The organism is Lacisediminihabitans sp. (genome assembly GCF_043726815.1).
In the GTDB taxonomy this organism is placed as follows: domain Bacteria; phylum Actinomycetota; class Actinomycetes; order Actinomycetales; family Microbacteriaceae; genus Lacisediminihabitans.
In genome coordinates this window covers 101,057-125,893 of record NZ_JAYSJZ010000070.1, presented here as the reverse complement: position 1 = coordinate 125,893, position 24,837 = coordinate 101,057, and the positions used below count along the sequence as shown (strand labels likewise).

The 24,837-nt window shown below is 68.8% G+C and carries 22 protein-coding genes; 7 read left to right on the top strand and 15 right to left on the bottom strand.

Annotated features, from left to right (window positions below; translation table 11 throughout):
• From lepA to ACHZD8_RS10505, 3 genes are all read right to left on the bottom strand, one after another.
• Nucleotides 1-1,773: translation elongation factor 4 (gene lepA, locus ACHZD8_RS10515; RefSeq protein WP_394770375.1), on the bottom strand; the 1,773-nt coding region annotated here is incomplete at its 3' end.
• 165 nt (nt 1,774-1,938) lie between these two features.
• Nucleotides 1,939-2,244 (bottom strand): hypothetical protein, encoded by a 306-nt coding sequence (locus tag ACHZD8_RS10510; protein WP_394770374.1) that lies wholly within the window; start codon nt 2,242-2,244, stop codon nt 1,939-1,941.
• Between the two features lie 38 nt (nt 2,245-2,282).
• A complete protein-coding gene (locus tag ACHZD8_RS10505; RefSeq protein WP_394770373.1) occupies nt 2,283-3,512 on the bottom strand; it encodes a pyridoxal phosphate-dependent aminotransferase in 1,230 nt (409 codons plus the stop codon).
• A 208-nt stretch (nt 3,513-3,720) separates the two neighbouring features.
• Between ACHZD8_RS10505 and rpsT the strand changes: the two genes are divergently transcribed.
• The gene (gene rpsT, locus ACHZD8_RS10500) at nt 3,721-3,981 is read left to right on the top strand and encodes a 30S ribosomal protein S20 (RefSeq protein WP_147781645.1); all 261 of its coding nucleotides are present in this window, start codon (nt 3,721-3,723) and stop codon (nt 3,979-3,981) included.
• A 197-nt stretch (nt 3,982-4,178) separates the two neighbouring features.
• Here the strand turns inward: rpsT and holA are convergent, their stop codons facing one another.
• The 3 genes from holA to ACHZD8_RS10485 form a co-directional block, all read right to left on the bottom strand.
• The gene (gene holA, locus ACHZD8_RS10495; RefSeq protein WP_394770372.1) at nt 4,179-5,192 is read right to left on the bottom strand and encodes a DNA polymerase III subunit delta; all 1,014 of its coding nucleotides are present in this window, start codon (nt 5,190-5,192) and stop codon (nt 4,179-4,181) included.
• 66 nt (nt 5,193-5,258) lie between these two features.
• Nucleotides 5,259-7,589, bottom strand: coding sequence for a ComEC/Rec2 family competence protein (locus ACHZD8_RS10490; protein WP_394770371.1), 2,331 nt, complete (start codon nt 7,587-7,589; stop codon nt 5,259-5,261).
• Nucleotides 7,586-8,221, bottom strand: coding sequence for a helix-hairpin-helix domain-containing protein (locus ACHZD8_RS10485; RefSeq protein ID WP_394770370.1), 636 nt, complete (start codon nt 8,219-8,221; stop codon nt 7,586-7,588). Before ACHZD8_RS10485 ends, ACHZD8_RS10490 begins: the two co-directional genes overlap by 4 nt.
• 128 nt (nt 8,222-8,349) lie before the next feature.
• On the opposite strand from ACHZD8_RS10485, the gene ACHZD8_RS10480 reads away from it, so the two are divergent.
• The gene (locus ACHZD8_RS10480; RefSeq protein ID WP_394770369.1) at nt 8,350-9,132 is read left to right on the top strand and encodes a class I SAM-dependent methyltransferase; all 783 of its coding nucleotides are present in this window, start codon (nt 8,350-8,352) and stop codon (nt 9,130-9,132) included.
• Between the two features lies 1 nt (nt 9,133).
• Here the strand turns inward: ACHZD8_RS10480 and leuS are convergent, their stop codons facing one another.
• Together leuS and ACHZD8_RS10470 are read right to left on the bottom strand one after the other, a co-directional pair.
• On the bottom strand, nt 9,134-11,740 hold the full coding sequence (gene leuS, locus ACHZD8_RS10475) for a leucine--tRNA ligase (RefSeq protein ID WP_394770368.1): 2,607 nt from the start codon (nt 11,738-11,740) through the stop codon (nt 9,134-9,136).
• A gap of 246 nt (nt 11,741-11,986) precedes the next feature.
• The gene (locus tag ACHZD8_RS10470; protein WP_394770367.1) at nt 11,987-13,396 is read right to left on the bottom strand and encodes an anthranilate synthase component I family protein; all 1,410 of its coding nucleotides are present in this window, start codon (nt 13,394-13,396) and stop codon (nt 11,987-11,989) included.
• 11 nt (nt 13,397-13,407) lie between these two features.
• Between ACHZD8_RS10470 and ACHZD8_RS10465 the strand changes: the two genes are divergently transcribed.
• Together ACHZD8_RS10465 and ACHZD8_RS10460 are read left to right on the top strand one after the other, a co-directional pair.
• A complete protein-coding gene (locus ACHZD8_RS10465; RefSeq protein WP_394770365.1) occupies nt 13,408-14,217 on the top strand; it encodes an aminotransferase class IV in 810 nt (269 codons plus the stop codon).
• Nucleotides 14,214-14,912: a DedA family protein gene (locus ACHZD8_RS10460; protein WP_394770363.1), complete on the top strand. Its 699-nt coding sequence runs from the start codon at nt 14,214-14,216 to the stop codon at nt 14,910-14,912. The genes ACHZD8_RS10465 and ACHZD8_RS10460 overlap by 4 nt, the downstream gene beginning before the upstream one ends.
• Before the next feature lie 30 nt (nt 14,913-14,942).
• On the opposite strand, the gene ACHZD8_RS10455 is transcribed toward ACHZD8_RS10460, so the two are convergent.
• The 5 genes from ACHZD8_RS10455 to ACHZD8_RS10435 all read right to left on the bottom strand — a co-directional run bounded on the left by ACHZD8_RS10455 (nt 14,943) and on the right by ACHZD8_RS10435 (nt 18,883).
• Nucleotides 14,943-15,881, bottom strand: a complete 939-nt coding sequence (locus ACHZD8_RS10455; RefSeq protein WP_394770361.1) for an ABC transporter substrate-binding protein — start codon at nt 15,879-15,881, stop codon at nt 14,943-14,945.
• A 31-nt stretch (nt 15,882-15,912) separates the two neighbouring features.
• Nucleotides 15,913-16,629 carry an ABC transporter permease gene (locus ACHZD8_RS10450; RefSeq protein WP_394770359.1) on the bottom strand — a complete coding sequence of 239 codons (717 nt, stop codon included), beginning with the start codon at nt 16,627-16,629 and terminating at the stop codon, nt 15,913-15,915.
• The gene (locus ACHZD8_RS10445; protein WP_394770357.1) at nt 16,626-17,315 is read right to left on the bottom strand and encodes an ABC transporter permease; all 690 of its coding nucleotides are present in this window, start codon (nt 17,313-17,315) and stop codon (nt 16,626-16,628) included. Before ACHZD8_RS10445 ends, ACHZD8_RS10450 begins: the two co-directional genes overlap by 4 nt.
• Nucleotides 17,312-18,145 carry an ABC transporter ATP-binding protein gene (locus ACHZD8_RS10440; RefSeq protein WP_394770355.1) on the bottom strand — a complete coding sequence of 278 codons (834 nt, stop codon included), beginning with the start codon at nt 18,143-18,145 and terminating at the stop codon, nt 17,312-17,314. Before ACHZD8_RS10440 ends, ACHZD8_RS10445 begins: the two co-directional genes overlap by 4 nt.
• Before the next feature lie 141 nt (nt 18,146-18,286).
• Nucleotides 18,287-18,883 carry a TetR/AcrR family transcriptional regulator gene (locus tag ACHZD8_RS10435; protein ID WP_394770354.1) on the bottom strand — a complete coding sequence of 199 codons (597 nt, stop codon included), beginning with the start codon at nt 18,881-18,883 and terminating at the stop codon, nt 18,287-18,289.
• A 261-nt stretch (nt 18,884-19,144) separates the two neighbouring features.
• Here ACHZD8_RS10435 and ACHZD8_RS10430 point away from each other — a divergent pair, with 261 nt between their 5' ends.
• On the top strand, nt 19,145-20,188 hold the full coding sequence (locus ACHZD8_RS10430; protein ID WP_394770352.1) for an App1 family protein: 1,044 nt from the start codon (nt 19,145-19,147) through the stop codon (nt 20,186-20,188).
• Nucleotides 20,189-20,271: 83 nt separating this feature from the next.
• Here ACHZD8_RS10430 and ACHZD8_RS10425 read toward each other — a convergent pair whose 3' ends face one another.
• Entirely contained in the window at nt 20,272-21,639 is a 1,368-nt protein-coding gene (locus ACHZD8_RS10425) for a glucose-6-phosphate dehydrogenase (RefSeq protein ID WP_394770350.1), read from the bottom strand.
• 31 nt (nt 21,640-21,670) lie between these two features.
• On the opposite strand from ACHZD8_RS10425, the gene ACHZD8_RS10420 reads away from it, so the two are divergent.
• Nucleotides 21,671-23,473: a glycoside hydrolase family 15 protein gene (locus ACHZD8_RS10420; protein WP_394770348.1), complete on the top strand. Its 1,803-nt coding sequence runs from the start codon at nt 21,671-21,673 to the stop codon at nt 23,471-23,473.
• On the opposite strand, the gene ACHZD8_RS10415 is transcribed toward ACHZD8_RS10420, so the two are convergent.
• Nucleotides 23,457-24,200: a dienelactone hydrolase family protein gene (locus ACHZD8_RS10415; protein ID WP_394770346.1), complete on the bottom strand. Its 744-nt coding sequence runs from the start codon at nt 24,198-24,200 to the stop codon at nt 23,457-23,459. The two genes, ACHZD8_RS10420 and ACHZD8_RS10415, sit on opposite strands and share 17 nt — an antisense overlap.
• A gap of 274 nt (nt 24,201-24,474) precedes the next feature.
• Here ACHZD8_RS10415 and ACHZD8_RS10410 point away from each other — a divergent pair, with 274 nt between their 5' ends.
• Entirely contained in the window at nt 24,475-24,798 is a 324-nt protein-coding gene (locus ACHZD8_RS10410; RefSeq protein ID WP_394770344.1) for a hypothetical protein, read from the top strand.
• The last annotated feature ends 39 nt before the right edge of the window (nt 24,799-24,837 follow it).

Below are 24,837 nucleotides of genomic sequence, written 5' to 3'. Positions count from 1 at the left end.
CATCTTCATGCGCTTCTTGCCCTCCTTCTGCTTCTCGAGGAGCTTGCGCTTGCGGGTGATGTCACCGCCGTAGCACTTGGCCAGCACGTCCTTGCGCATCGCGCTGATCGACTCCCGCGCGATGATGCGCGCGCCGATGGCGGCCTGGATCGGCACCTCGAACTGCTGGCGCGGGATGAGCTTCTTCAGCCGCTCGGTCATCAGCACCCCGTAGGCGTAGGCCTTGTCGCGGTGCACGATGGCGCTGAACGCGTCGACCGCCTCGCCCTGAAGCAGGATGTCGACCTTCACGAGGTCCGCGTCCTGGTCGCCGGTGGGCTCGTAGTCGAGGCTCGCGTAGCCGGCCGTGCGGCTCTTCAGCTGGTCGAAGAAGTCGAACACGATCTCGCCGAGCGGCATCGTGTAGTGCAGCTCCACCCGGTCCTCGCCCACGTATTCCATGCCCTGCATGGTGCCGCGGCGGCTCTGGCAGAGCTCCATGACGGTGCCGACGTAGTCCTTGGGGGTGAGGATGGAGGCCTTCACCACCGGTTCGCTCACCGAGGCGATCTTGCCGCTAGGGAACTCACTCGGGTTGGTGACCGTGACGGTCTTCTTGTCGTCCGTCGTCACCTGGTAGATCACCGAGGGCGCGGTCGCGATGAGGTCGAGGCCGAACTCCCGCTCGAGCCGCTCGGTCACGATCTCGAGGTGCAGCAGGCCGAGGAATCCGCAGCGGAAGCCGAAGCCGAGGGCCACGGAGGTCTCGGGCTCGTAGACGAGGGCGGCATCCGAAAGCTTGAGCTTGTCTAGCGCCTCGCGCAGCACCGGGTAGTCGGAGCCGTCGATCGGGTAGACGCCGGAGAACACCATCGGCATCGGCTCGGAGTAGCCCTTGAGCGCGACCGTGGCGGGCTTCGCGAAGCTCGTGACGGTGTCACCGACCTTGCTCAGCCGCACATCCTTAACGCCGGTGATGAGGTACCCCACCTCGCCGACGCCGAGTCCCTTGGTCGGGGTCGGTTCCGGCGCGCTCACGCCGATCTCGAGCACCTCGTGCGCGCTCTTGGTGCTCATCATCATGATCTTCTCGCGCGGCTTCAGCGCCCCGTCGATCATGCGCACGTAGGTGATCACGCCGCGATAGGAGTCGTACACGGAGTCGAAGATCATCGCCCGGGCGGGCGCCTTCGGGTCGCCGACGGGCGGCGGGATGAGGCGCGTGGCCCGGTCGAGCAGCTCCGGCACCCCGACGCCGGTCTTGCCGGACACCAGCAGGATGTCCTCCGGCTTGCAGCCGAGCAGGCCGACGATCTCCTTGATGTACTTCTCCGGGTCCGCCGCGGGAAGGTCGATCTTGTTGAGCACCGGGATGATGGTGAGGTCGTTGTCGAGGGCGAGGTACAGGTTCGCGAGGGTCTGCGCCTCGATGCCCTGGGCGGCGTCCACGAGCAGGATCGCTCCCTCGCACGCGGCGAGCGAGCGCGAGACCTCGTAGGTGAAGTCCACATGACCCGGGGTGTCGATCATGTTGAGGGCGTAGGTCTGGCCGTCCAGCTCCCACGGCATCCGCACGGCCTGGCTCTTGATGGTGATTCCACGCTCGCGCTCGATGTCCATGCGGTCGAGGTACTGGGCCCGCATGTCGCGGTCGCTCACCACGCCGGTGATCTGCAGCATCCGGTCGGCCAGCGTCGACTTGCCGTGGTCGATGTGGGCGATTATGCAGAAGTTGCGGATGAAGGCGGGGTCGGTCGATGCCGGCTCGAGGGCCTTCAGGGCTTTGGGGCTCACGCTATCCTCTGGTGCTGTGGGGAGGGTTTCACCTCGTCCAGTCGCTCACGGGCGACGGGGCGGGTCGCCCAATTCTCCCATGCCGCCGGGCGCCGCGTGACGAGGGGGCGCGGCGACCGCCGCACCCCCTCGATTCGCCGGCCGGATCGGCCGCCGGCTATTCGATCAGCCGAAGAACAGCGCAAGCGCGCCGAGCGGGGCGAGCACCGCGACCCCGATCGCGACGATCAGCACGGGGAGGGCGATCATGACCGACCCGAGAACGATTCCCCAGATGCTGAAGGCGCGGCTCGACGGTTCGCGGCGCAGGCCGAAGATGCCGAGCACGATCGCCGCGACCGGCACCAGGAAGGTGTGGCCGGCGACGATGGAGGCGATGCCGAGCACGAGGCTGAGGATGCCGAACACCTTCGTGTCTGCGGTGCTGACGGCGGCGGGGCCCTGCGGGGTGATGGGCTGCGCGGTTGACATGGTTTTCTCTCCCTGAGCGGTGTGACTGGGTGGTGGTGTCACTCAAGGCTAGAAAGCAGCGTGCCGTGCGGCCATGGGGCTAACCCCCGGAATGCGGGCGGGGCATCCCCAGTCCTCTCGACCGTGGGAGGCGGCGCTGGCAACCGTCCGAGGCCCTCGAGCAGGTCGGCCTCGGTCGCCGCCAGGCAGACGCGGATCCAGCCCTCACCCGACCGGCCGAACGCGCTTCCCGGAGCGATCGCGACCCGTTCGCGCAGCAGGAAGTGTTCGGCCCAGCCGGCGACATCGCCGCCGGAGGCGTGCCGCATGTCCACCCAGAGATAGAACGCCCCGTTGGGTCGGAGGTAGCGGATGCCGCGGGCGTCGAGCAGCGCGCAGGCCGCCTCGAGGTTGCCTCGGTAGTGCTCCCTCGAGTCGGCCACGTGCTGGTGGTCCCCGGTGATCGCGGCGATCGCGGCGTACTGGCCGGGAGTGCTCACGCAGCTGATGGCCGCCTCCTGCACGGTGCGCATGACGCTCGCGAGCCCCGGCGGCGTCACGAGATAGCCCACCCGGATGCCGGTCATCGCGTAGGTCTTGGAGAGCGAGAACACCGAGAAGACGCGGTCGTCGTCGTCGAGGCTCGCGATGCTCACGTGCCTGCGCCCATAGGTGAAGTACTCGTAGACCTCGTCGCTCAGCACCCAGAGGTCGTGACGCTTCGCGAAGTCGAGCAGGCCGCGCAGCTGCGAGCGGTCGAGAACCGTGCCGAGGGGATTGGACGGAGTGTTCACGATGATCACCCGCGTCTTGTCGGTGACGAGACGATCGAGCTCCTCGAGGTCGGGCACGAAGCCGTGCTCAGGCCGCAGCGTGTACGGCACCGGCTCCACCTCGAGCATCCGCGCGTTCATGGTGAAGGTCGTGTAGCCCGGGTCCGGCACGAGCACCTCGTCGCCCGCGGCGAGCAGCAGGCGCATGGCCTGGTGCAGGCCCTGGGTCGCGCCCATGGTCACCCAGACCTGCTCGACATCCACCCGAAGGTCGTTCTCCCTGGCGAGTTTGTCCACGATCGCCGCCCGCAGCGGCGCGATCCCGCCATTGGCCGTGTAGTTGGTGCGATCCTCGAGCCAGGCCCGGGATCCCGCCTCGAGAATGTGGGGCGCCACCGGCCGGTCGGGCTCACCGACTCCGAGCGAGATCACGTCGTCGAGTTCGACGGCGATCTCGTAGATTCGGCGGATGCCCGACCCGGGTACCGAGGAGATGTGCGGAGCGAGAGACGGCATGGTTGCAGGCTATTACGATTGGGGCTCGGGATCTTCTCGCCTCGGCGAATCGCCCGATTGCCGGATCCGCCCGGCTACTGGTAATGTTGCCTGTTGGCTTGCGCGCAGCCTCGTTTGAGTCGCCGCGCGATTCGCGGCCGAGAATCGAAGGATCAGATTCTCTTCCTCGGCTGCCCAGAATTATTCGGACTAACAAGAAAGTAACAACGTGGCAAATATCAAGTCCCAGATCAAGCGCATCGGCACCAACAAGAAGGCGCAGGACCGCAACAAGGCCGTCAAGAGCGAGGTCAAGACCGCCATTCGCGCGACTCGCGAGGCCGTCAAGGCCGGCGACAAGGACAAGGCCACCGCATCGCTGCTGCTCGCCTCGAAGAAGCTCGACAAGGCCGCCAGCAAGGGCGTCATCCACAAGAACCAGGCCGCCAACAAGAAGTCGGCCATCGCCAAGCAGGTCTCCGCGCTCTAAGCGCCTTCCGCTGATAGCCCGTCCCCGCTCGCGGTGGCGGGCTTTTTGCGCGCCGGCGTCCGGAACGCCGAAAAGCCGCATGGCGGAGCATCCGGTGACGAATCTCCTGCGTTCTCGGACAGGCCGGCGCACGGGCCGACCGGGCGAGCGACGCCGCGAGCCCCGGCCGGTGCCGAGAGACGGATGCGCGAGTCGCGTTACGCGCCGCGCGCGCTGATCACGCCGATCATCCGCTCGATGGCGAAGACCGGGTCGCGACCGCCGCCCTTGACCGCGGCGTCCGTCTCGGCGAGGAGTTCGATGCAGCGGCCGAGCCCGGCGTCGTCCCAGCCCTGCAGGTCGCGCCTGGCACGGTCGACCTGCCAGGGCGCGAGTCCGAACTGCTGGGCAAGCTGCCCGGAACCGCCCCGGGCACCCGCGATCTTCGCCATCGTGCGGAGCTTGCTCGCGAAGGCCGCGACGATGGGAACCGGATCGGCGCCCGACGCGAGGGCGTGCCGCAGAAGCACCAGGGCCTCGCCGTAGCGGCCGGCGATCGCGATGTCGGCCACCCGAAAGGCGTTGGTTTCCACCCGGCCGGAGTAGTACTTCTCCACCGTCGCCTCGGTGATCTCCTCGCTCGCGTCGGCGAGCAACTGCTGGCACGCCGCGGCGAGCTCGGCGAGGTCGTCGGAGAAGGCGGAGGCGAGAGCGCGCAGCGCGCCGCCGGTGATCCTGCGCCCCTCTACCGCGAATTCCGCCGCCGCGAAGTCGAGCTTGTCCGAGTCCTTCTTAAGCTCGGCACAGACGATCTCGATCCCGTTGCCTAGTCCTCCGCGGATGGCATCGAGGAGCTTCTTGCCCCGCACGCCGCCAGCGTGCCGCAGCACGAGATAGGTGTCGTCCGCCGGCGACTCGAGGTAGGCGAGGGTCTCGGTGATGAACGCGTCAGTGCACTTCTCCACTCCGGTCACCCGGATCATCCGAGGCTCCCCGAACAGCGAGGGACTCGCGAGAGTGATGAGCTCCCCCGGCCCGTAAGCGTCCGCCTCCAGGTCGCTGATCTCCAGGCTCGGATCCTCCGCCCGAAGCGTGTCGCGCAGGATGCGGATGGCACGATCGGCGAGGAAATCCTCGGTGCCGGAGACAAGCACGACCGTCGCCGGTCGCACCTTCGACCAGCCGAGTTGCGGGATCGCCACCGCTGCCTTTGGCGCAGCCTTGCCTGCCACGGAACTCCCTCACCCTGCGTTTGACTCCACCCAGCCTATTCGGCGGCACCGTCACCGCCGGCACCCTCAGCGGAGTTCCGGCGGCGAGCGCTCCGTCCAGACGGTGAGTCCGCCGTCCGGCCGCGCGGAGAGGAGGATCATGCCGTCGAGGTCGGTCCGGACGGCCGTGGTGCCGACCCTCGCGAGGATTCCGAGCAGTTTGTCGGTCGGATGCCCGTAGGTGTTGTCCGCTCCGACGCCGATCAACCCGATGGTGGCGTGCAGCTTGGCGTACAGGCCCTCGTTCTGGTCGGCGGACCCGTGATGGGCGACCTTCACGACATCCACGCCGGCGATTCGATTGGCCGCCATCATTCGTGCCTGAGGCTCGTTGCCGAGGTCACCGAGGAAGATCGAACTCAGGCAGCCGGACCGGCAGGCGCCCGCTCCCCGAAACCGCATCGTGACGCTCGCGTCATTGCCCGGCTGAACGCCGGCGAGCGGGGAACGCGGCCAGAGCACCTCCCAGCGCAACTCCCCCAGCCTGCCGGTCAGGCCGCGGCTCGCCTGCTGGACGGCGGCTCCGGACGCGGCGAGTTGGTGCGCGAGTCGATCGTCCCCGGCGTCGGATCTCGGCCCGATCAGCGCGCGATCCACCCGCCCGAGCACGGCGTCCGTTCCGCCCACGTGGTCGAGGTCGTAGTGCGTGAGCACGAGCAGGTCGATGCGGCCGATTCCCAACGCGTCGAGGCATCGGGTGAGGCGCTCCGGCCTCGGCCCGGTGTCGATCAGTGCGACCCGGCCGAGACTCCGCACGAGAACGGCGTCCCCCTGCCCGATGTCGCAGACCGCGATCTGCCAGTCACCGGGCTGAGTGAGCTGCACGCGCAGCCGCTCGCCTCCCGCCACCGCCAGGTATCCGACGAGCAGCAGGGCCAGGGCGCCGAAGGCGATCCGCCGCACCGCCAGCGCCCGGCTGCGGGGCGGAAACGCCGCGAGCAGCCCCGCGGCCGTCGCGAGGGCCGCGAGGGCGACACCGGGCGCACCGGCGGGCCACGGGATGGCGCTGCCGGGCAGGCCGGCAAAGAACTGAGCGACCGCTGCGATCCAGGCCGACGGCAGCCACGCCACCCACGCGACGGCGTGGCCGACCGCTGGCAGGGGAACGAGGATGAGGCACGCGACGAGACCCAGCACGGTCGCGACGGGGGCCGCGGGCTCGGCCAGCATGTTCGCAAGCACTCCATAGGTGGGAATCGACGGGTTGAGCAGCACCAGCACGGGCTGGCAGGCCAGTTGGGCGGCGAGCGGGATCGCCACCACCGCGGCGACCCAGGTGGGCATTCGTTTCGCGAGGAGTCGCGTGATCGGGCCGGCCAGGATCAGCAGCCCGCCGGTGGCGAGCACCGACAGGATGAATCCGTAGCTGCGGGACAGCCACGGGTCGACGGCGAGCAGGATGAGCGAGGCGAGAGACAGGATGCTCACCCCGCGCACCGGGCGGCCGACTGACGTGGCGACGAGCACGAGGGTGGCCATCACCGCGGATCGAAGCACGCTCGGCTGTGGTGTGACCAACACGACAAAGCCGAGGAGCACCGTGACGGAGGCGGCGATCCGCCACCGCCGGGAGAGACCGAGCGCCGCCCCGGCGAGCATGATCAGGGCGATCACGACGGCGCAGTTCGCCCCGGACACGGCCGTGAGGTGACTCAGGGACGTGGCCTTCATGGCCGCACCGAGCGCGGGGCTGACCGCCGAGGTGTCCCCGATGGCGAGGCCGGGCAGGAGACCGCCGCCGCTCCCCGGAAGACCGGCTGCGGCCCCGGCGAGGCCCGACCTCAGGCCGTTCGCCCACTCGAGATACCACGGCGCCGGCGCGACGAGCCTCGGCGGCTTCGACACGAAGAGGAGAAACGACACGTCGTCCGCCGGATCCGTCGCCACGAGCGTGCCGCCGAGCGTGAGCCCCGAGCCGATGCCGATCCTCTCTCCCGGCGGCGGTTCGCCGAAGACGGTCACCGGCAGGGCGCCGTCGATCGTCGTGGAGCCGACCGACACCTCGGTGACGGTGACGCCGTAGTTCTTCATCCCCGGGTGAAGCAGCTCCGTCGTCACGGCCGTCACCGTGACGAACCGCCCGGAGTGCGCGGCCGCGACCAGGTCGTGCGGCTGGCGCTGCGGATACTGCACGGCCGCCACCGTGAGGAGCAACGCCGAGGCGGCGAGCGACACGGCCAGGGCAACGGCGACCGCCTCGTGGCGACGGCGACCGAGCGCGGCCCATCCCGCGGTCGCGATCGTCGCCGCCCAGGCGGCGACCGCGGCGCCGACGAGCGCCTCCGGAGCGCCGATCAGCACACCGACCACGATCCAGGCCACCGCGACCGGGACGGCGAGGCGCAGATCCAGAGTCATACCGTGATGAGGTCCTTGAGCCCCTCGAAGGTCTTGTCGCCCACCCCGGTCACGCCCATGAGGTCTTCGATCGATGAGAACCGCCCGTTCGTCTTTCTCCAGTCGAGGATGCGTTTCGCCATCGCCGGCCCGACCCTCGGGAGGGTCTCGAGCGTCGCCTCGTCTGCCGTGTTCAGGTTCACCTTGCCCGGCGGCTGTGCCGCCGCTCCCCCGCCGGCCGCGGCCGGCGCAGACTCGCCGACGTTCGGCACGTAGATCTGTTCCCCGTCGACCAGGCGTCGCGCGAGGTTGAGCTGCGCCTGGTCGGCCGTGGCGGTGAAGCCGCCGGCCGCGGAGACGGCGTCGACCGCCCGGTCGCCGTCCTTGAGCAGGAAGAGCCCGGGAGAGGCGACCGCCCCGAGCACGTGCACATAGATGCCTGCGCCGGGGTTCGCGTCCTGGACGCCGGCCACTCCGGTGGGAACCGGTGGGCTGACGGTCGGCCTCGCGACGGTGCTCGTGTTGCCGTGGGAGCCGAAGGCGGAGACGAGGATGGCGATGCCCAGCCCGACCACCACGAGTACCGCCGCCGCGCCGATCCCGATTCGAACCCGCGCCCGGCGCGGCGCTACGACCTCGTCCGACGCATCCATGCCGAGACGGTACGCCGGGATCGCGGGCACGACCGGGCCGCGGAAGCCATCCCGGGGAGAGCCTCTCGCCGGGGGTGGCTGCCGGGGACAGGAGCACCCACGGCCGATCGACCGGTAACGTCGACACCATGGAATGCGTCGTGTGCACCGCGGAGACTGTCGACTTCGCCGTGGGGACTGTGCTCGGCGACCAAGCGGTGACCTACCGGCGCTGCACGACGTGTGGGCTCATCGCCGCGGCGGATCCCACCTGGCTCGCGCGCAGCTACTCGCAGGCGATAGCCCGCCTCGACGTCGGGTTGCTCGGCCGAAACCTCGCCCTGAGCAATATCACCGCCGCGGTCTTGCGGTCGCAACGCCTCCGGCGGGGAACGTTTCTCGACTGGGCCGGCGGCTACGGCACGATGACCCGCATGATGCGAGACCGCGGCTTCGACTTCCGGCACTCCGAACCGATGGCCGAGAACCTCTTCGCCCGCGGTTTCGAGGGCGAGCCGGGCGACCGGCGCTACGACCTGGTCACGGCGATCGAGGTTCTCGAGCACCTTCCGGACCCGGCGGCGACGCTGGCGCCGATCGCGCTCAGCAGCGACATGATCCTGGCAACCACCGAGTTGCTGCCGACGCCGGCGCCGCAACCGGGCGAGTGGTGGTACTACACCCCGGAGACCGGTCAGCACATCACCTTCTACACGGAGGCCTCGATCCGCGCCCTCGCCGGCCGTCTCGGCTATCCCTTCGTGGCCACTGGATCGTTCGTCCACCTGTTCTCGCGTCGCCCGATCCCGGCCCGCACGGCCGCACTCGTGCGGTCGCCCCGCGTCGCCTACGTGCTCGGCGGGATCGCCTCGCTCTTCGACCGGCGCCACTCGCTCACCCAGGCCGACGTGCGGGTGGCTCGAGGACTCTAGGTCAGCCGGCCTTCGTCGCGATGTTCACGATGCGCGGCGCCCGCACGATCACGTTGACGATCGAGCGGTCGCCGATGGCACGCGTCACGGCCGCGGAGGCCATCGCGAGCTTCTCGAGCTCCGCCGGGTCGATCTTCGGGCTCACCTCGAGACGATCGCGCACCTTGCCGTCGACCTGGATCACCGCGGTGACCTCGCTCTCCACCAGCAGGGTGGGGTCGGCCTTGCGCCAGCCGTAGGCGGACACCGTGGCCGGATAGCCGAGCATCTCCCACATCTCTTCGGCCGTGTACGGGGAGAAGAGGCTCAGGCCGAGGGCCACGGTCTCCGTCGCCTCGCGCACCGCGGCATCCCTGGCGCCCGGTCCGCTGTCGATCGCCTTGCGGGTGGCGTTCACGAGCTCCATCAGCCGCGCCACCACCACGTTGAACTTGAACGACTCGACGAGTCCCGGCGCCTCGGCGAGGAACCGGTGGGTCACCCGGCGCAGCGCCACGTCCCCGGTTCTCCAGTCGATCTCCGGGGCACTCTTCACGTCGTGCGCCAGTCGCCAGGCCCTGGCCAGGAACTTCGCGGCGCCGGCGGGCGACACGTCCTCCCAGTTGATGTCCTCGTCGGGCGGGCCGGCGAACGCCATGGTGAGCCGGATGGCGTCCACCCCGTGCGCCTCGATCTCGTCGCCGAGGTTCACGCCGCCCTTGCTCTTCGACATCTTGGAACCGCCGGAGAGCACCATTCCCTGGTTGAGCAGGGCGCTGAACGGCTCGGTGAAGCTCACGTAGCCGAGGTCGAAGAGCACCTTGGTGATGAATCGGGCGTAGAGCAGATGCAGGATGGCGTGCTCGACCCCGCCGACGTACTGGTCGACCGGCGCCCACTTGTCCACCTCGCGCGGGTCGAACGCCTTCGTGTCGTCGTTGGGGTTCATGAACCGCAGGAAATACCAGGAGCTGTCGACGAAGGTGTCCATGGTGTCTGGGTCGCGGGTCGCCGGGGTGCCGTCCGGGGCGGTCACATTCAGCCAGTCGTGCGCGGCGCCGAGCGGCGACGTGCCCTTCGGCTGGAGGTCGAGACCCTCGGTGGGCGGCAGCAGAACCGGAAGCTGCTCCTCGGGCACCGGGATGAGCTCGCCATCCTCGCCGTGCAGGATCGGGATGGGGGTGCCCCAGTAGCGCTGGCGGGAGATCAGCCAGTCGCGCAGCCGGTAGTTCTTGGCCGCGCGGCCTCGACCGACGGACTCGAGCTGCTCGATTATGCGCTTGATGGCGGTGGACTTGCTCAGCCCGTTGAGCGGCCCGGAGTTGAGCAGGCGGCCCTCGCCGACGAGGGCGACGCCCGTGACGGCCGGGTCGAGCGGCGGCAGGTCATCCGGCAGCTCGGCCTCACCGGTCTCCGGATTGACCGGGATCACCGGGATCGTGCCGGTGACCGGGGCGTTCGTGTCCACGACCACGCGCACCGGGAGCCCGAACTTGCGGGCGAAGTCGAGGTCGCGCTGGTCGTGGGCCGGCACCGACATGACGGCCCCGTGGCCGTAGTCGGCGAGCACGTAGTCCGCGGCCCAAATCGGCAGGCGTTCGCCGTTGACGGGGTTCACCGCGTAGCGCCCCAGGAAGACGCCGGTCTTCTCGCGGCTCGCATCCTGGCGCTCGATCTCCGAGGTCTTCTGCACCTGGGTCAGGTAGTCCTGGAACGGCTGCCTGAGCTCCTCCGGCGCGTCGGCGATGAGCTCGGCGGCCAGGTCGGAGTCCGGCGCGACGACCATGAAGGTCGCCCCGTACAGGGTGTCGGGGCGGGTGGTGAAGACCGTGACGGTCCTCTCCGGCGTCGTGCCTCCCTGCGCGTCCCTGCGCGACACGCCCTCGATCACGAAGTCGACATCCGCGCCGATCGAACGACCGATCCAGTTGCGCTGCATCGCGAGCACCCGCGGCGGCCACGATCCTTCGAGCTGGTTGAGGTCGTCGAGCAGTCTGTCGGCGTAGTCGGTGATCTTGAAGTACCACTGGGTGAGCTTCTTCTTCACGACGACGGCGCCCGAGCGGTCCGACGTGCCGTCGGCGAGCACCTGCTCGTTGGCAAGCACGGTCTGGTCCACCGGGTCCCAGTTGACCCAGCTCTCCTTGCGGTAGGCCAGGCCCTTCTCGTAGAGCTTGAGGAACAGCCACTGGTTCCACTTGTAGTACTCGGGGTCGCTGGTGTGCAGCTCGCGATCCCAGTCGAACGAGATGCCGTAGCTCTTCATCGACGCCTTCTGCTGGGCGATGTTGGCGTACGTCCACTCGCGCGGGTCGATTCCGCGCTTGATCGCCGCGTTCTCCGCCGGCAGGCCGAAGGAGTCCCAACCGATGGGATGCAGCACGTTGAAGCCCTGCTGGCGCCAGTAGCGGGCCACGACGTCGCCGAGGGCGAACGCCTCGGCGTGCCCCATGTGCAGGTCGCCGGACGGGTAGGGGAACATGTCGAGGATGTACTTGCGCGGCCGCTTGTCCTGGGGAATGTCGGTTCGGAACGGCTGCAGCTCCTCCCACCGGGCTAGCCATTTCTGCTGCAACGCCGCGGCGTCGTAGTGGGGGCCCTGGTCGGCGTCTGAGCGGTCGTGTGCCAAGAAAGTCTCAATTCATAAGCGGAGGTCGACCGGAACAACGCACGGTCAGCTACCAAGGTTACCGAATGTACCTCCCGGGCCAACGCGCACCGGTCGCGAAACGTTCCCGCCGGGCATCCGCGCGCCGCCCCGGCCGGCGTTCCACCCCTTACCTGCCCTTCATCCCTCCCTCCTCATTCCCCTTCCGAAATCCATGCATCCCGACCCGACACGCCGTGCGGCCGCGCGCGACACGCGGCGGGGCGCTCAGATTGCATGGATTTCGGAAGGGGAAGGGGGAGGCAGGGCGGGGGCGCCGAGGACGGCGAGGAGGGCGGCCGCCTTGAGCCGCACCTCGTCGAGCTCCTCCTCGGGCACCGACAGGGCCGTGATGCCTCCCCCGGCGCCCACCGTGGTGCGATCACGGTCGATCAGGATGCTGCGGATCACCATGGCGAGGTCGATCCGGCCGTCGAGGCCGAAGTAGCCGAACGCGCCGGAGTACACGCCCCGCGCGCGGTCCTCGAGCCGCTCGAGGATGGTGACCGCGCTGAGCTTGGGCGCACCGGTCATCGAGCCGGCCGGGAAGCAGGCCTCGACCGCGTCGATGCCGGTCTTGCCGGCGGCGAGCCGGCCTCGCACCGTGCTCACGAGCTGGTGCACGTGCGCGTAGCTCTCCAGCGCGATGAGGCTCGGCACGCTCACCGAGCCGACCTCGCTCACCCGGGCGATGTCGTTGCGCATGAGGTCCACGATCATCAGGTTCTCGGCTCGCTCCTTGTCGCTCTCCTCCAGCTCGGTCGCGAGCGCAGCGTCCTCGTTCGGCGTGGCGCCCCGCGCCCTCGTGCCCTTGATCGGCCGGGACTCGACCACTCCGTCCGGGGACACCGAGAGAAAGAGCTCGGGCGACGCGCTGAGCAGCGCGATGCCGTCCGCGATGTACAGCGCGCCGTGGTGGGTCGGGCTCGATCGACGCAGTGCGAGATAGGTCGCCAGCGGATCGGGCCTGGCCTCCACGACCGCCTCGGTGGTGAGGCAGAGCTGGTAGGCGTCCCCCGCCGCGATCGAGGCCTGGCATTCCCGGATCATCGCGAGGTACTCGTCGTCCCCGTAGGCCCAGGTGACTCGCGGGGGCTCCCCCGCGGGCGCCGTCACGGTGGCCGCAGGCGCCCGGACCGGCTCGGCCAGTCGTCGGGAGACCGCGCGCCGCCACTCGCCGAGGTCGCCCAGCCAGTCGTCGCCGAGCGCGAGAACGCTCATCGTGCGGCTCTCGTGGTCGAAGGCGATCGCGCGGTCGACGAAGAGCAGCGACGCATCCGGCACCGCCGATTCGTGAGTGACCGTCGTGCCCATGGTCTGGGAGCGCAGTTCGTAGCCGAGCCAGCCGACCCAGCCGAGCCGGAATCCGGCGCCGTCTCCGAGTCGAGCGGAAGGCAGCTCCCGGCGCAGGAAGTCGAGAATCGTGCCATCCTGCCGGGCGCCGTCGACGGTGATGGTGCCGTGCGGCACCGAGGCGGTCACGAGCCGGGATCCCGCCGCCAGATAACTCATGCCTGTGACGGCATGCATTCCGGAGTCGAGCCAGACTGCCCGCTCGGAGTCCCCGAGCAGCGAGGAGAAGGCGTCGGCCGGGTCGGTCCAGCCGGGCAGGGGCGCTTCGATCAGCCGTTGGCGCATAACCTAACTCTATGAGTACGACCTCGATCTACCGCTGGCACGACGGCCACCTGCACTCGCTCGAGTACTGCGACATGTTCGGCGCCGCCGTCGCCGTGGCCGACTCCTGGCTCGTGACCGAGGGATCGGCGCTGGCTCTCGAGGTGCACCGTTCCCGTTTTCTCGCCGGCATCACCGGCGAGCATCCCGGACTCGATCCGGCCGGATTCTGGGATGCGGCGATCGCGCAGATCCCGCGCACCGGGGACTGGTTCCCTCGCGTGGAACTTCAGCTCAGGGACGGCGCGCCCCTCCTGGTGTTCCGCCTGCGCTCCGCCCCGGAACGCACGAAGGCGGTGCGCCTGGCCACCCACCGCGGCCCCGACCCGCGAACCTCCCCGCTCGTCAAGGGACCGGACACCGCGGCCCTCCTGCGGCTGCGCACCGAGGCGCAGGGGCGAGGGGCGGATGAGGCGGTCATCGTCTCGCCGGACGGGTTCGTCATCGAGGGGGCGTACAGCTCAATTCTCTGGTGGCGGGGAGAGTTCCTCTGTGCACCCTCGCTCGACCTCCCCCGAGTGGACAGCGTCACCGCGAGATCGGTGATCGCGCTCGCCACCGCCCTCGGGATCGACGTGCACTACGAGTCGGTGACCCCGAACGAGCTGGACGGGCTGGAGATCTGGGCGCTCAACGCGCTTCAGGGCATCCGCATCGTCACCGGGTGGATCGACGGTCCCGAGCCGGCCGAACTTCCCGGCCGTCTCGCGCTCTGGCGCGCCAGGCTCGACCGACTGCGCCAGCCCCTGCCCGACACCCCGGCGACCGGGCCCGAGTCGTGAACGAGGTTCTCGGCTGGATCCTGGACACCGTGCGGCAGGTGGACCCCGTGCTGCGCGTGCTGCTGGCCGCGCTGGGGATGTTCCTCGAGACCTCCATCCTGATCGGGCTCATCGTGCCCGGGGACACCATCGTGCTCGTGGCGTCCACCGCGATCACCAACTGGGCGGAGTGGGCGGCGCTCTTCGCGGCCGTGGTCGTGGGCTCTCTCGCCGGGGAAAGCCTCGGCTTCGCCCTGGGCCGGTACTTCGGCCCGCGCATCCGGGTGAGCCGCCTGGGCCGCAGGCTCGGCGAGGTCAACTGGGTGCGCGCGAAGAACTACGTCGATCGCCGCGGTGGGGTTGCGGTGTTCGTCTCCCGCTTCCTGCCGGTGCTGCACGCGCTCATTCCGCTCACCGTGGGCATGAGTGCGATGCGCTACCGCAAGTTCCTGGCCTGGACGGCACCGGCGTGCGTGCTCTGGGCCGGCGCCTACGTCTCCGTCGGCTGGCTCGCCGCCGGGTCGTACCGCCAGCTCTCGTCGCAGTTGCACTATGCGGGTTACCTGTTCGCGGCGATCATCGCCGTGTTCCTCCTGCTCGCCCTGCTCGCGAAGAAGCTGATCGTGCGCTCGGAGGCGCGGCACATGGACGTGCCAGGGCCGGACCTCACGGATGCGGACATGCCGCACGACGAAGACGGGACCAGGGCTCCTTAGCCGCTGGTCCCGCCGTGACGTGCCGAACGGCTACTTGAGCAGGCCGTTCTTGGTCAGCCAGTCCTTCGCGATGACGTCGGCCGACTTCTGTTCGTTCACGCTCTCGGAGTTGAGGCTCACGAGGTCGCTCTGGGAGAGCTTCGCACTCACCTTGTCGAGGATCGCGGCGGCCTTGTCCGTGACCTTCTTGGAGACGACCGGGGCGATGTTGTCCGGGAAGAACAACCCGTCAGGGTCCTTGAGGGCCACGAGGTTGTTGGACTTGATGTTGGGGTCGGCCGTGTAGATGTTGGCGAGCTGGATCTTGTTGTCGACCAGCGCCTTCACCGTCAGCGGCCCGCCGCTGTCCTCCACCGCGCTGAAGCCCGCAGTGGTGATGCCGTACTTCGACTTGAGCGCGGTCGGCCCGTACGGTCGCGTCTCGAGCTCGGAGTTGCCGCCGACGATGATCGGGTCTGTGACGTTCTTGAGCGACGCGATGTCGGTGAGCTTCCACTTCTTGGCGAAGGCCTCGGTCACGGTCCACGAGTTCTGGTCGGCTGCCTCGGCCGGCTTGAGCACGCGCAGTCCCTTGGGGAGCACAGACGTCAGGTCCTTGTAGACGGCGTCCTCGACGCCGCCCGCCGCTTCCTTGTTGAGGCCCTTGTAGATGGCCTGGTCCAGGCTGCCGATGTACTCCGGGAACACATCGATCTTGCCGGCCTCGATCTCGGGGAGGTACACCTCGCGCTGGCCGATCTTGAACTGGCGGTCCACCTTGAAGCCACCGTTCTCGAGGGCCTGGGAGTAGATCTCGGCCACGATCTCGTTGGAGTAGTACGCCTGCGATCCGACGACGAGCGTTCCGCCGGCGGGCGTCGACGCCCCCGTGGCGAGCGGGTTACTCGTGGCGCACCCTGAAAGGGCTATTGCCGCCCCAACCACGACTGCGCCCAGTGCGACGAGCCGGCCTCTTCCTGCTGTGAACATAGCTGCGTTTCCTTTAACTGTCAGGGGTTGATTAACCCGTTGCCGCCTGAGACCGGGGTGATCTCACGCGGACGTTGGTGGACATTCCGGCCGAGACTCCGGCCGGAACGACGAGGCGCTGGATGACGCCGAACAGGATCTCCGAGACGATCGCGAGCACGATCACGACGATCGATCCGGCGAGCACCTGCGGGTAGTCGTTGGTCTTGAGGCCGAGGAAGAGGAAGTGGCCGAGTCCGCCGCCGCCCACGTAGTCGGCGAGGGTCGCGGTGGCGATCACCTGCAGGGAGGCCGCGCGCAGGCCCCCGATGAGCAGAGGCAGGCCAAGGGGCACCTCGACTCGCCCCACGATCTGCCACTCGGTCATCCCCACCGATCGGGCCGCGTCGATGGTGCGCCGGTCGACGGCCTCAAATCCGGAATAGGCACCGGCGAGGATCGAGGGAATCGCGAGCACCACGAGCGCGATGAACGGGGCGGTGAGACCGATGCCGACACCGAGGGCGATGAGGATGAGCAGGCCGAGGGTCGGCAACGCCCGGATCCCGCCGGAGAGTGCGATCGCCGCCGCCCGGCCCCGACCGGTGTGGCCGATGGCGTAGCCGAGCGGAATCGCGATGAGGGCGGCGATCAGCACGACGCCGAAGCTGATCACGAGGTGTTCGACGATGCGCGTGTCGATGCCGTTCTCGCCGCCGTAGTGGCTCGGGTCGAGAATCCAGGCGATCGCCTCGACGAAGAAGTTCATGCGGTCGCCGCCCGTCTGGCCCGGCGGCCGGGGCGCCCGGTGCGAGCCGTCGCGTTAGCGCGACCCCACGGCATGAGGAGCCGGCCGATCTGCACGAGCAGGGCATCCACCAGCAGGGCGATGGCGATCACCACGACGATGCCGGTGAGGATCTCGGCGACGATGCCACGCTGGAAGCCGTCGGTGAAGAGGATGCCGAGGCTCGGGATGCCGAGCACCGCGCCGACGGTGGTGAGGCTGATGGTGCTCGCCGCGACGACCCGGATGCCGGCCAGCAGCACGGGCCCGGCGAGGGGAAGCTCGACGCGCCAGAACCTGCTCCAGCCCGAGAAGCCCATCGCCGTGGCCGACAGCTGGATGTCCGAGTCGACCGACTCGAGACCGTCGGCGGTCGAGCGCGCCATCAGGGCGACCCCGTACAGGGTGAGCGCGATGACCACGTTGATCGAGTCCCGCAGCCCGGTGCCGATGAGCGCCGGGAGCACGAAGAAGAGGGGCAGGGAGGGCACGGCGTAGAGCAGCGCGCAGACGGTGAGCAGAAAGCCGCGACTCCAGCGGAACCGGTTCGCCGCCCAGCCGATCGGCACCGAGATGACGAAGCTGAGCACGATCGGCGGCAGGGCAGTGGCCAGGTGCTGGAGCGTGAGCTGCCAGACCTGGGGAAGGTTGTTGACGATCCAGTTCACGCCGGTGTTCCGTCCGGACCGGGCACCAGCACTCCCGCCGCGCGGCCCTCGGTGTCCACCAGGATCTGCCCGCGCGGCGTCTTGCGAATGCTCAGGGCGCGCTTGCCCTTCTCGGCGCCGATGAAGTTCGCCACGAACTCGTTCGCCGGGTCGGAGAGGATCTCAGTCGGGGACCCGACCTGGGCCACCCGTCCTCCGGTCTCCAGGATCACGACCTGGTCGCCCAGCAGGAACGCCTCGTCGATGTCGTGGGTGACGAACACCACGGTCTTGTCGAGCTCACGCTGAAGGCGGATCAGCTCGACCTGGAGCTCGGCCCGCACGATGGGGTCGACGGCGCCGAATGGCTCGTCCATGAGCAGGATGTTCGGGTTGGCGGCGAGACCCCTGGCCACCCCGACGCGCTGCTGCTGCCCCCCGGAGAGCTGGCTGGGATAGCGGTCGGCGAGGGAACGGTCGAGGCCGACGGTGTCGAGGAGGGTGAGCGCCTGCTCGCGCGCCTGCTTCCTCGGCACTCCGTTGAGCACCGGAACCGTGGCGACATTGTCGATGACCTTGAAGTGCGGCAGTAGACCGGAGTTCTGCATGACGTAGCCGATGCGCCGTCGCAAGGCGACCGGCTCGAGACTCGAGGTGTCTTCACCGTCGATCTCGATGCGCCCGGACGTCGGGTCCACCATGCGGTTGATCATGCGCAGCAGGGTGGTCTTGCCCGAGCCCGACGACCCCACGAGCACCGTCGTCTTGCGGGAGGGCATCACGAGGCTGAAGTCTTCGACAGCAACCGTGCCATCCGGAAACTGCTTGGAGACGTTGACGAACTCGATCATCGGGGCGGCTCATTCCTCGTGGGCTACACGAATCGACACTTGCCGGACGCTTTCTAGCTAAACACTATTCGGCGCCGCCGTCATTCCCGACTGGTCAACATTACGAATTCGAGACAGAAGGTGCGAGCCGGCACCGATGGCTCAGGAGTTCGTGGCCTCCCCGTAAAACCCAGCGAGGTAGCTGTGGCAGATCGAGCGAGCCTCGTCGACGTAGCGGTCGTCTTCGGTGGCGTTGACCGAGAAGGCGCGCGAGAAGAGGGCGTCGATGATGTCGATGACGACCGTCGTGCGCACCGCGAGATCGTGATCGTCGGCGAGCCCGAACCGCCCGGAGAGAGCGGCAGCCACCACACCGGCGTACATCGCGCTTCCCGATCGGCCCGCCGGGTCCGGCTTGAGATCGAGCACGTCACCGAAACGCAGGGACCGGAAACCCGGAATCGTACGGAAGGCGTCGATCAGGTCGTCGAAGACGCCGTCGATGGCGTCCTGCCAGGTGAGACGGGCCGGGTCGAGGAGCGTCTGCTGGGTGCGCTCGATGCGGTCGCGGAGAAAACGGGCGCTCAGGCCCTGCAGAACGACAATGCGGTCCGGGAAGTAGCGGTACACGGTTCCGATCGACGCACCGGCGCGTTCGGCCACGAGAGCGGTCGTCAGCCGCTCGTAGCCGATCTCGTCGACGACCGCCGCGGCGGCGTCGAGCAGGCTCGCAATCCTCGCGGTGCTGCGTGCCTGCACCGGCTCATTTCGGAGTAGCGTCGCACCTTCCGGTACGGGGTGTGTCGGGTCAACGGCGTCCAATGCAACTCCCTTTCAAGTCGACTCGCATCATATCGTGCCCCCGTCGCGGGGGCGCGGCTATTTTCGACTCGAGCCCAAAGATCGTGGAAGAATCTCAGATTGCCGTACTACTCCCATTTCGGCAATGTGACAAGTCCCCAGTTCTTGCTCCGCACCGCCGATCAGGGGATCGGAGCCGAGACGTGAAAGACTTGCCGAATGGCCAGGACCCGAAAGACGCTGGCAGGCGCGTCCAGTGCCGAGCCGATCATCCATCTCGCGGCGCGAGCCGAAGACGCGATGCACGAGTTTCGAGAGAAACGGGCGCGCAAGCGAGGCCACACGCCGACCGTCATCCCCTACACCGGCTACGGCGCTCCGGGCTGGGTTCGCGTGCTCTGCCGGGTGCTGCTGACCAAGCCGACGCCGGACGGCGGGATCCGCTACAAGAAGATCCGCGGCTGGCGAAGCTTCACCAGCGTGCCCGTCAACGACGTGGCCGTGACCATCGACATCGGCGGAACCAGCCAGCGGGTCGTCGCCGACCGCGGCGGAGTCGTCGACACGGTGATCAGGGTCGATCTGGCACCGGGCTGGCACACGATCGCCATCCACACCGACGACGCCGAGATGGTGGAGGCCCCCGTCTTCATCGTCGACCCGAGCGTCGATGTCGGCATCATCTCGGATGTGGACGACACCGTCATGGTCACCGCCCTCCCCCGGCCGCTCCTCGCGGCCTGGAACACCTTCGTGCTCGACGAGCACGCGCGTCGGCCGGTCCCCGGAATGGCCGTGCTGTACGAGCGCCTCACCCGCGCGCACCCGGGGACCCCCGTGTTCTACCTGTCGACCGGTGCCTGGAACGTGGCGCCCACGCTCTCCCGGTTCCTCTCCCGCAACCTCTATCCGCCGGGCCCGTTGTTGCTCACCGACTGGGGCCCGACCCACGACCGCTGGTTCCGCAGCGGCCGGGCCCACAAGGTCGAGACGCTCAGCCGGCTGGCCGACGAATTCCCCGACGTGCGCTGGCTGCTCGTGGGCGACGACGGGCAGCACGACGAGGAGATCTACGGCAACTTCGCCATCGCGCATCCCGAAAACGTCACCGGCATCGCGATTCGGCAGTTGTCCAACAGCGAGGCGGTGCTGGCCGGCGGGCGCAGCAAGGGCGAAGAGACCGCCCACACGAGCGCGCCGTGGGTCTACGCGACCGACGGAGCCGGTCTCGCGGAGCGACTCGAGGATCTCGGACTGCTCTAGCGCGGACGTCTGCTGCCAGAACCGACTCATCTCCGGCCGGCACCCGGCTGGCTCGGCTGGAGAAGCGGACTACGGCCGCATCGCTAACGCCAGGCGGTCGGCCCGGCGGAGCCGGCCCGATAGGAGTCGAGCGGCACCGCATTCTTGCGCCAGGCCGCGAGCACCGGGGCGACTATCCGCCAGCACTCCTCCACGGCATCCGCCCGCACCGAGAGCGTCGGGTCGTCGGAGAGGATGCCGTGCAGCACCTCGCCATACGGCGCCATCTCGCCCGCCGCGAAGTTGACGTCGAGGCTCACCCGGTCGATAGTGAACGGATTGCCCTCGCCGTTGATGTTGAGATCGAGTTCGATGCTGTCCGGGTTGAGCGAGATCCGCAGGCGCGCCGGACCCGGATTGCCGGTGAACCCGTACGGCCGGTGCGGAACGTCCTTGAAGGTGAGCACGATCTCCTGCCGCTTGTCGGCGAGCGCCTTGCCCGACCGCAGGTGGAAGGGCACCCCGGCCCAGCGCCAGTTCTCGATGCCCACCGTGACCTCCGCGAGGGTCTCGGTTGAGAGGTCCGGATTCACGCCCGGCTCCTTGTCGTAGGCGGGGATCTTGTGGTCGTCGATCGAGCCCGCCCCGTAGCGCGCGCGTCGGCTCCCGGTCGCGGCATCCCCGTCCCACACCCTCGTCGCCCTCAGAACCTGCGTCATCGCCCCGCGGAGGTCGTCCGCGTCGAGGCTCGACGGGGGCTCCATCGCCACGATCGCCATCACCAGCAGGAGGTGGCTCTGGATCATGTCCACGAGCGCCCCCGCCTTGTCGTAATAGCCGGCGCGGCCCTCGAGGGCGAGGGTCTCATCGAAGCGGATGTCGACCCGCTCCACGTGCTCCGAACTCCAGACCTGCTCGAAGATCCGATTGGCGAAACGCAGGCCGAGCAGGTTGAGCACTGTCGACTTGCCGAGAAAGTGGTCGACCCGGTGAATGTGCTTCTCGGGCACGAGCTTGATGAGTTTGCGATTGAGGGCCTGGGCGCTACGGAGGTCGGTGCCGAACGGCTTCTCCAGCCCGAGAACCGTTCCCTTCGGCACGCCGACGGTTCGCAGGGCCGCGCACGCCGCGATGGTGACCTTCGGAGGCAGCGCGAAGTAGAGGGCAGGCACACCGGTCACGCTCGCGAGGATGCGGCGGAGGTCGGCCGGGTTGGTCACGTCGGCCTGCAGGTACCGGGTCTCGCGCGCCACGGCAGTGGCTCGCGGGCCGGTGGCCTCGCCTGCCGCGAACGAGTCTGCGACGCGAGCGCGCCACTCGTCGTCGGTCATCTCGTCGAATCCCACGCCGATGAGCCGCAAGTCGTGCCCGCGATCCGCGTCGAGAAGTTGCCCGAGCCCCGGGAGAAGAAGCCGCTTCGCGAGGTCTCCCCCCGCTCCGAGGATGACCAGGGTGCCGATGCCGTCTACCATCCCGACAGGCTACCTCTGGGAGGATGACTGAATGCCCATGCACATCGAGGACTATGCCCTGATCGGCGACTGCCACACCGCCGCCCTCGTCGGCCGGGACGGCAGCATCGACTGGCTGTGCCTCCCCCGCTTCGACTCCCCGTCGATGTTCGGCGCACTCCTCGGTTCTGAGGACCAGGGCCGCTGGCTGCTCGCCCCCGCCGACCGGGTGCTCGAGACCAGCCGACACTACCTCGAGGACACCTTTGTGCTGATCACCCGCTGGGTGACCGAGACCGGCGAGGTGGAGGTCACGGACTTCATGCCGATCGGTGACCGTCGGGCCGACGTCGTGCGCCGGGTGCGCGGCATCACCGGTTCGGTGCGCATGGTGGAGGATGTGCGCATCCGTTTCGCCTACGCCGAGGCGATTCCCTGGGTGCGGCAGGTTCACGAGGCGGGCGGGCCGGCGCTGCTCGCTGTCGCCGGACCCGACGCCGTGGTCCTTCGCGGGCCCAAGCTGAGTCCGAGGGACCACTCGCACGCCGCCGAGTTCACGGTGTCGGCCGGGGAGACCGTGAACATGACCCTCACCTGGTTCCACGCGCACCGCGAGCCGCCGGCACCGCTGGAGGTCGACAAGCGCCAGGCAGAAACCGAGAAGTGGTGGCAGGAGTGGGCGTCGATGTGCATCGCGTCGCCGCACTATCACGAACAGGTGCACCGCTCGCTGCTCGTGCTGCGGGCCCTCAGCCACGCGGAGACGGGCGGCATCGTCGCGGCCGTGACCACGAGCCTTCCCGAACAGTTCGGCGGCAGCCGCAACTGGGACTATCGCTACGTCTGGCTGCGGGACGCGTCGCTCACGCTCGACGTGCTTCTCGGCCACGGGTTCGAGCAGGAGGCGGACGCCTGGCGCAACTGGCTCCTGCGGGCGGTGGCCGGCGACCCCGGCGACATCCAGATCATGTACGGTCTCTCCGGCGAACGCCGACTCTCCGAGTGGGAGGTGCCGAGCCTGCCCGGCTACCACGGCGCGTCCCCGGTGCGGGTCGGCAACGACGCGTGGCGCCAGTACCAGGGCGACATCTTCGGCGAGGTGATGCTCGCCCTGCAGTCGGCACGAAGAGTCGGGCTCAATGAGACCAAGTTCTCCTGGCCGTTGCAGCGCGCGCTCATGTCCTTCATCGAGGACAACTGGAGCCGGCCGGACAACGGGATCTGGGAGATCCGGGGGGCCAAGCAGCACTTCACCCACTCCCGCGCCATGGTCTGGGCGGCCTTCGACTGCGCCGTGCGCGCGGTACGGGAGTCGGGCCTCGACGGTCCGGTCGAACGCTGGGAGCGGCTCCGCGACGTGATCCGCGAGGAGATCGAGACCGAGGGCTTCGACGAGAAGCGCAACACCTTTACGCAGTACTACGGCGGAACCAGTGTCGACGCCTCGCTGCTGCTGCTCTCCCAAATCGGTTTCATCGCCGCGGACGACCCCCGCATGCTCGGCACGGTGGCGGCGATCGAGCGCGAGCTCCTGCACGACGGGCTCGTGCTCCGCTACCTGACCCAGAGCGGTGTCGACGGCCTCCCGGCGGGCGAGCATCCGTTCCTCGCCTGTTCGTTCTGGCTCGTCGAGCAGTACGCCCGCAGCGGCCGCCTCGACGACGCCACCGAGCTGATGGACCGCCTCGTGGCCCTGTGCAACGATGTCGGCCTGCTCAGCGAGGAGTACGACGTGAAGGCGAAGCGGCACGCGGGGAACACCCCGCAGGCCTTCTCGCACCTCGCCCTCGTGCGCGCTGCCGACGCGATATCCGCGGCGATCGACACGGTTGCGCGGGTCAGCCAGCCGGGGTGAGGTGCTCGGCGAAGAAGTCGTCGATCCGCCGCCACGCGTCAGCCGCCGCCTCCGGGTTCGGCCCCGCTCCGATTATCCGCTTGAGGGCGAAACGCATGATCGGCGGTCCGGTCTCCTCCTCGTTGAGGAAGGCGTGACCGGCCTCGGGGTACTCCTTCACATCGTGCGGAACGCCGAGCCTCGTCAGAGCGCCGTCGAGCCGCGCCGCCGCGCCCCTCAGCGACTTGTCCGTGCCGCCGTAGCTTCCGATGATCGGGCAGGCCCCGGCGAGCGCGGCGTCTATCTCCTTGGGCAGCCTGCCGTAGTTGGCCGAGGCGGCGTCGAATCCCTTCGTCGCGGCGACGAGGGCGAATCCTCCCCCCATGCAGAACCCGATCACGCCGACGGCCCCGGTGCAGTCGACTCGCGCGATGAGGGCCTGCCGGGCAGACTCGATGTCGGCGAAGGCCTTGCCCTCGCCCGCGGTCAGGGCCCGAAAGGTCTCGGTGAGGCACTTGCGGGCGCCGCCGTTGGTGAACAGGTCGGGCATGAGCGCGAGATAGCCCGCATCCGCCATGCGCTGGGCTTGTCGGCGCATCACGTCGTTGATGCCGAACGCCTCGTGCACCAGCACCACCCCCGGCCACGGGCCGGGGCCCGCCGGCACCGCGAGCACACCGGTGAGGCCGGGACTCGCCCCCTGCACGGTGGGGATGTCGATGGTCTGCGCCTCGGCGGGGTTCGGCATGGGTCCTCCTGTGCCAGCAGTCTAGGCGTCCCGCCCCGGCGATCCCCGCGCGGGCGGCCGACGACAAGTCGGCGACCCCCGGAGGGATCCTCGTCGCGGTGCGACTTTTGACACAACCGTGCCCCCAAACTGGGGCGGTCCTCGGCTTGACCCCAGTAAAGGGGGCTGATAGCTTCATTTTTGCCGACCTCATGTCCCCCTAAAGACGGACAGGACGGCACTGTTCGTGTAACCCGACACGAATCGTTCCTTACCCGAAAGGAACAGCCAGATCATGATCGCTGCTCTTGTCGCCGTGCCCGCGGCGACGGTTGCTTTCACGCTGCCGCTAGTGCTCACGGTCGTCTTGGCGACCGTGGCACTAGTCGGCATCGCGATCGCGGTCAGGCGCCTGCGCCGTACCGGGCGGTTGACCCCCGTCAAGCTGCTCGCCAGTGGAGTGTCGGCGGCAGGCGTCCTCGTGAGCGCGCTGCTGATCAGCGTCGCTCTCGGCAGCGCGACGGCAGCGTCGGCGACCGGCGACCCGACGCCGGTCGTGACCGTGCCGACAGATACGGTGCCGAACGATCTCCCGGGACTTCAGCTCCCCACCGAATAGCGCGACCGAGGCAGTCCCCGCCTGAGTCCCGGCCCTCCG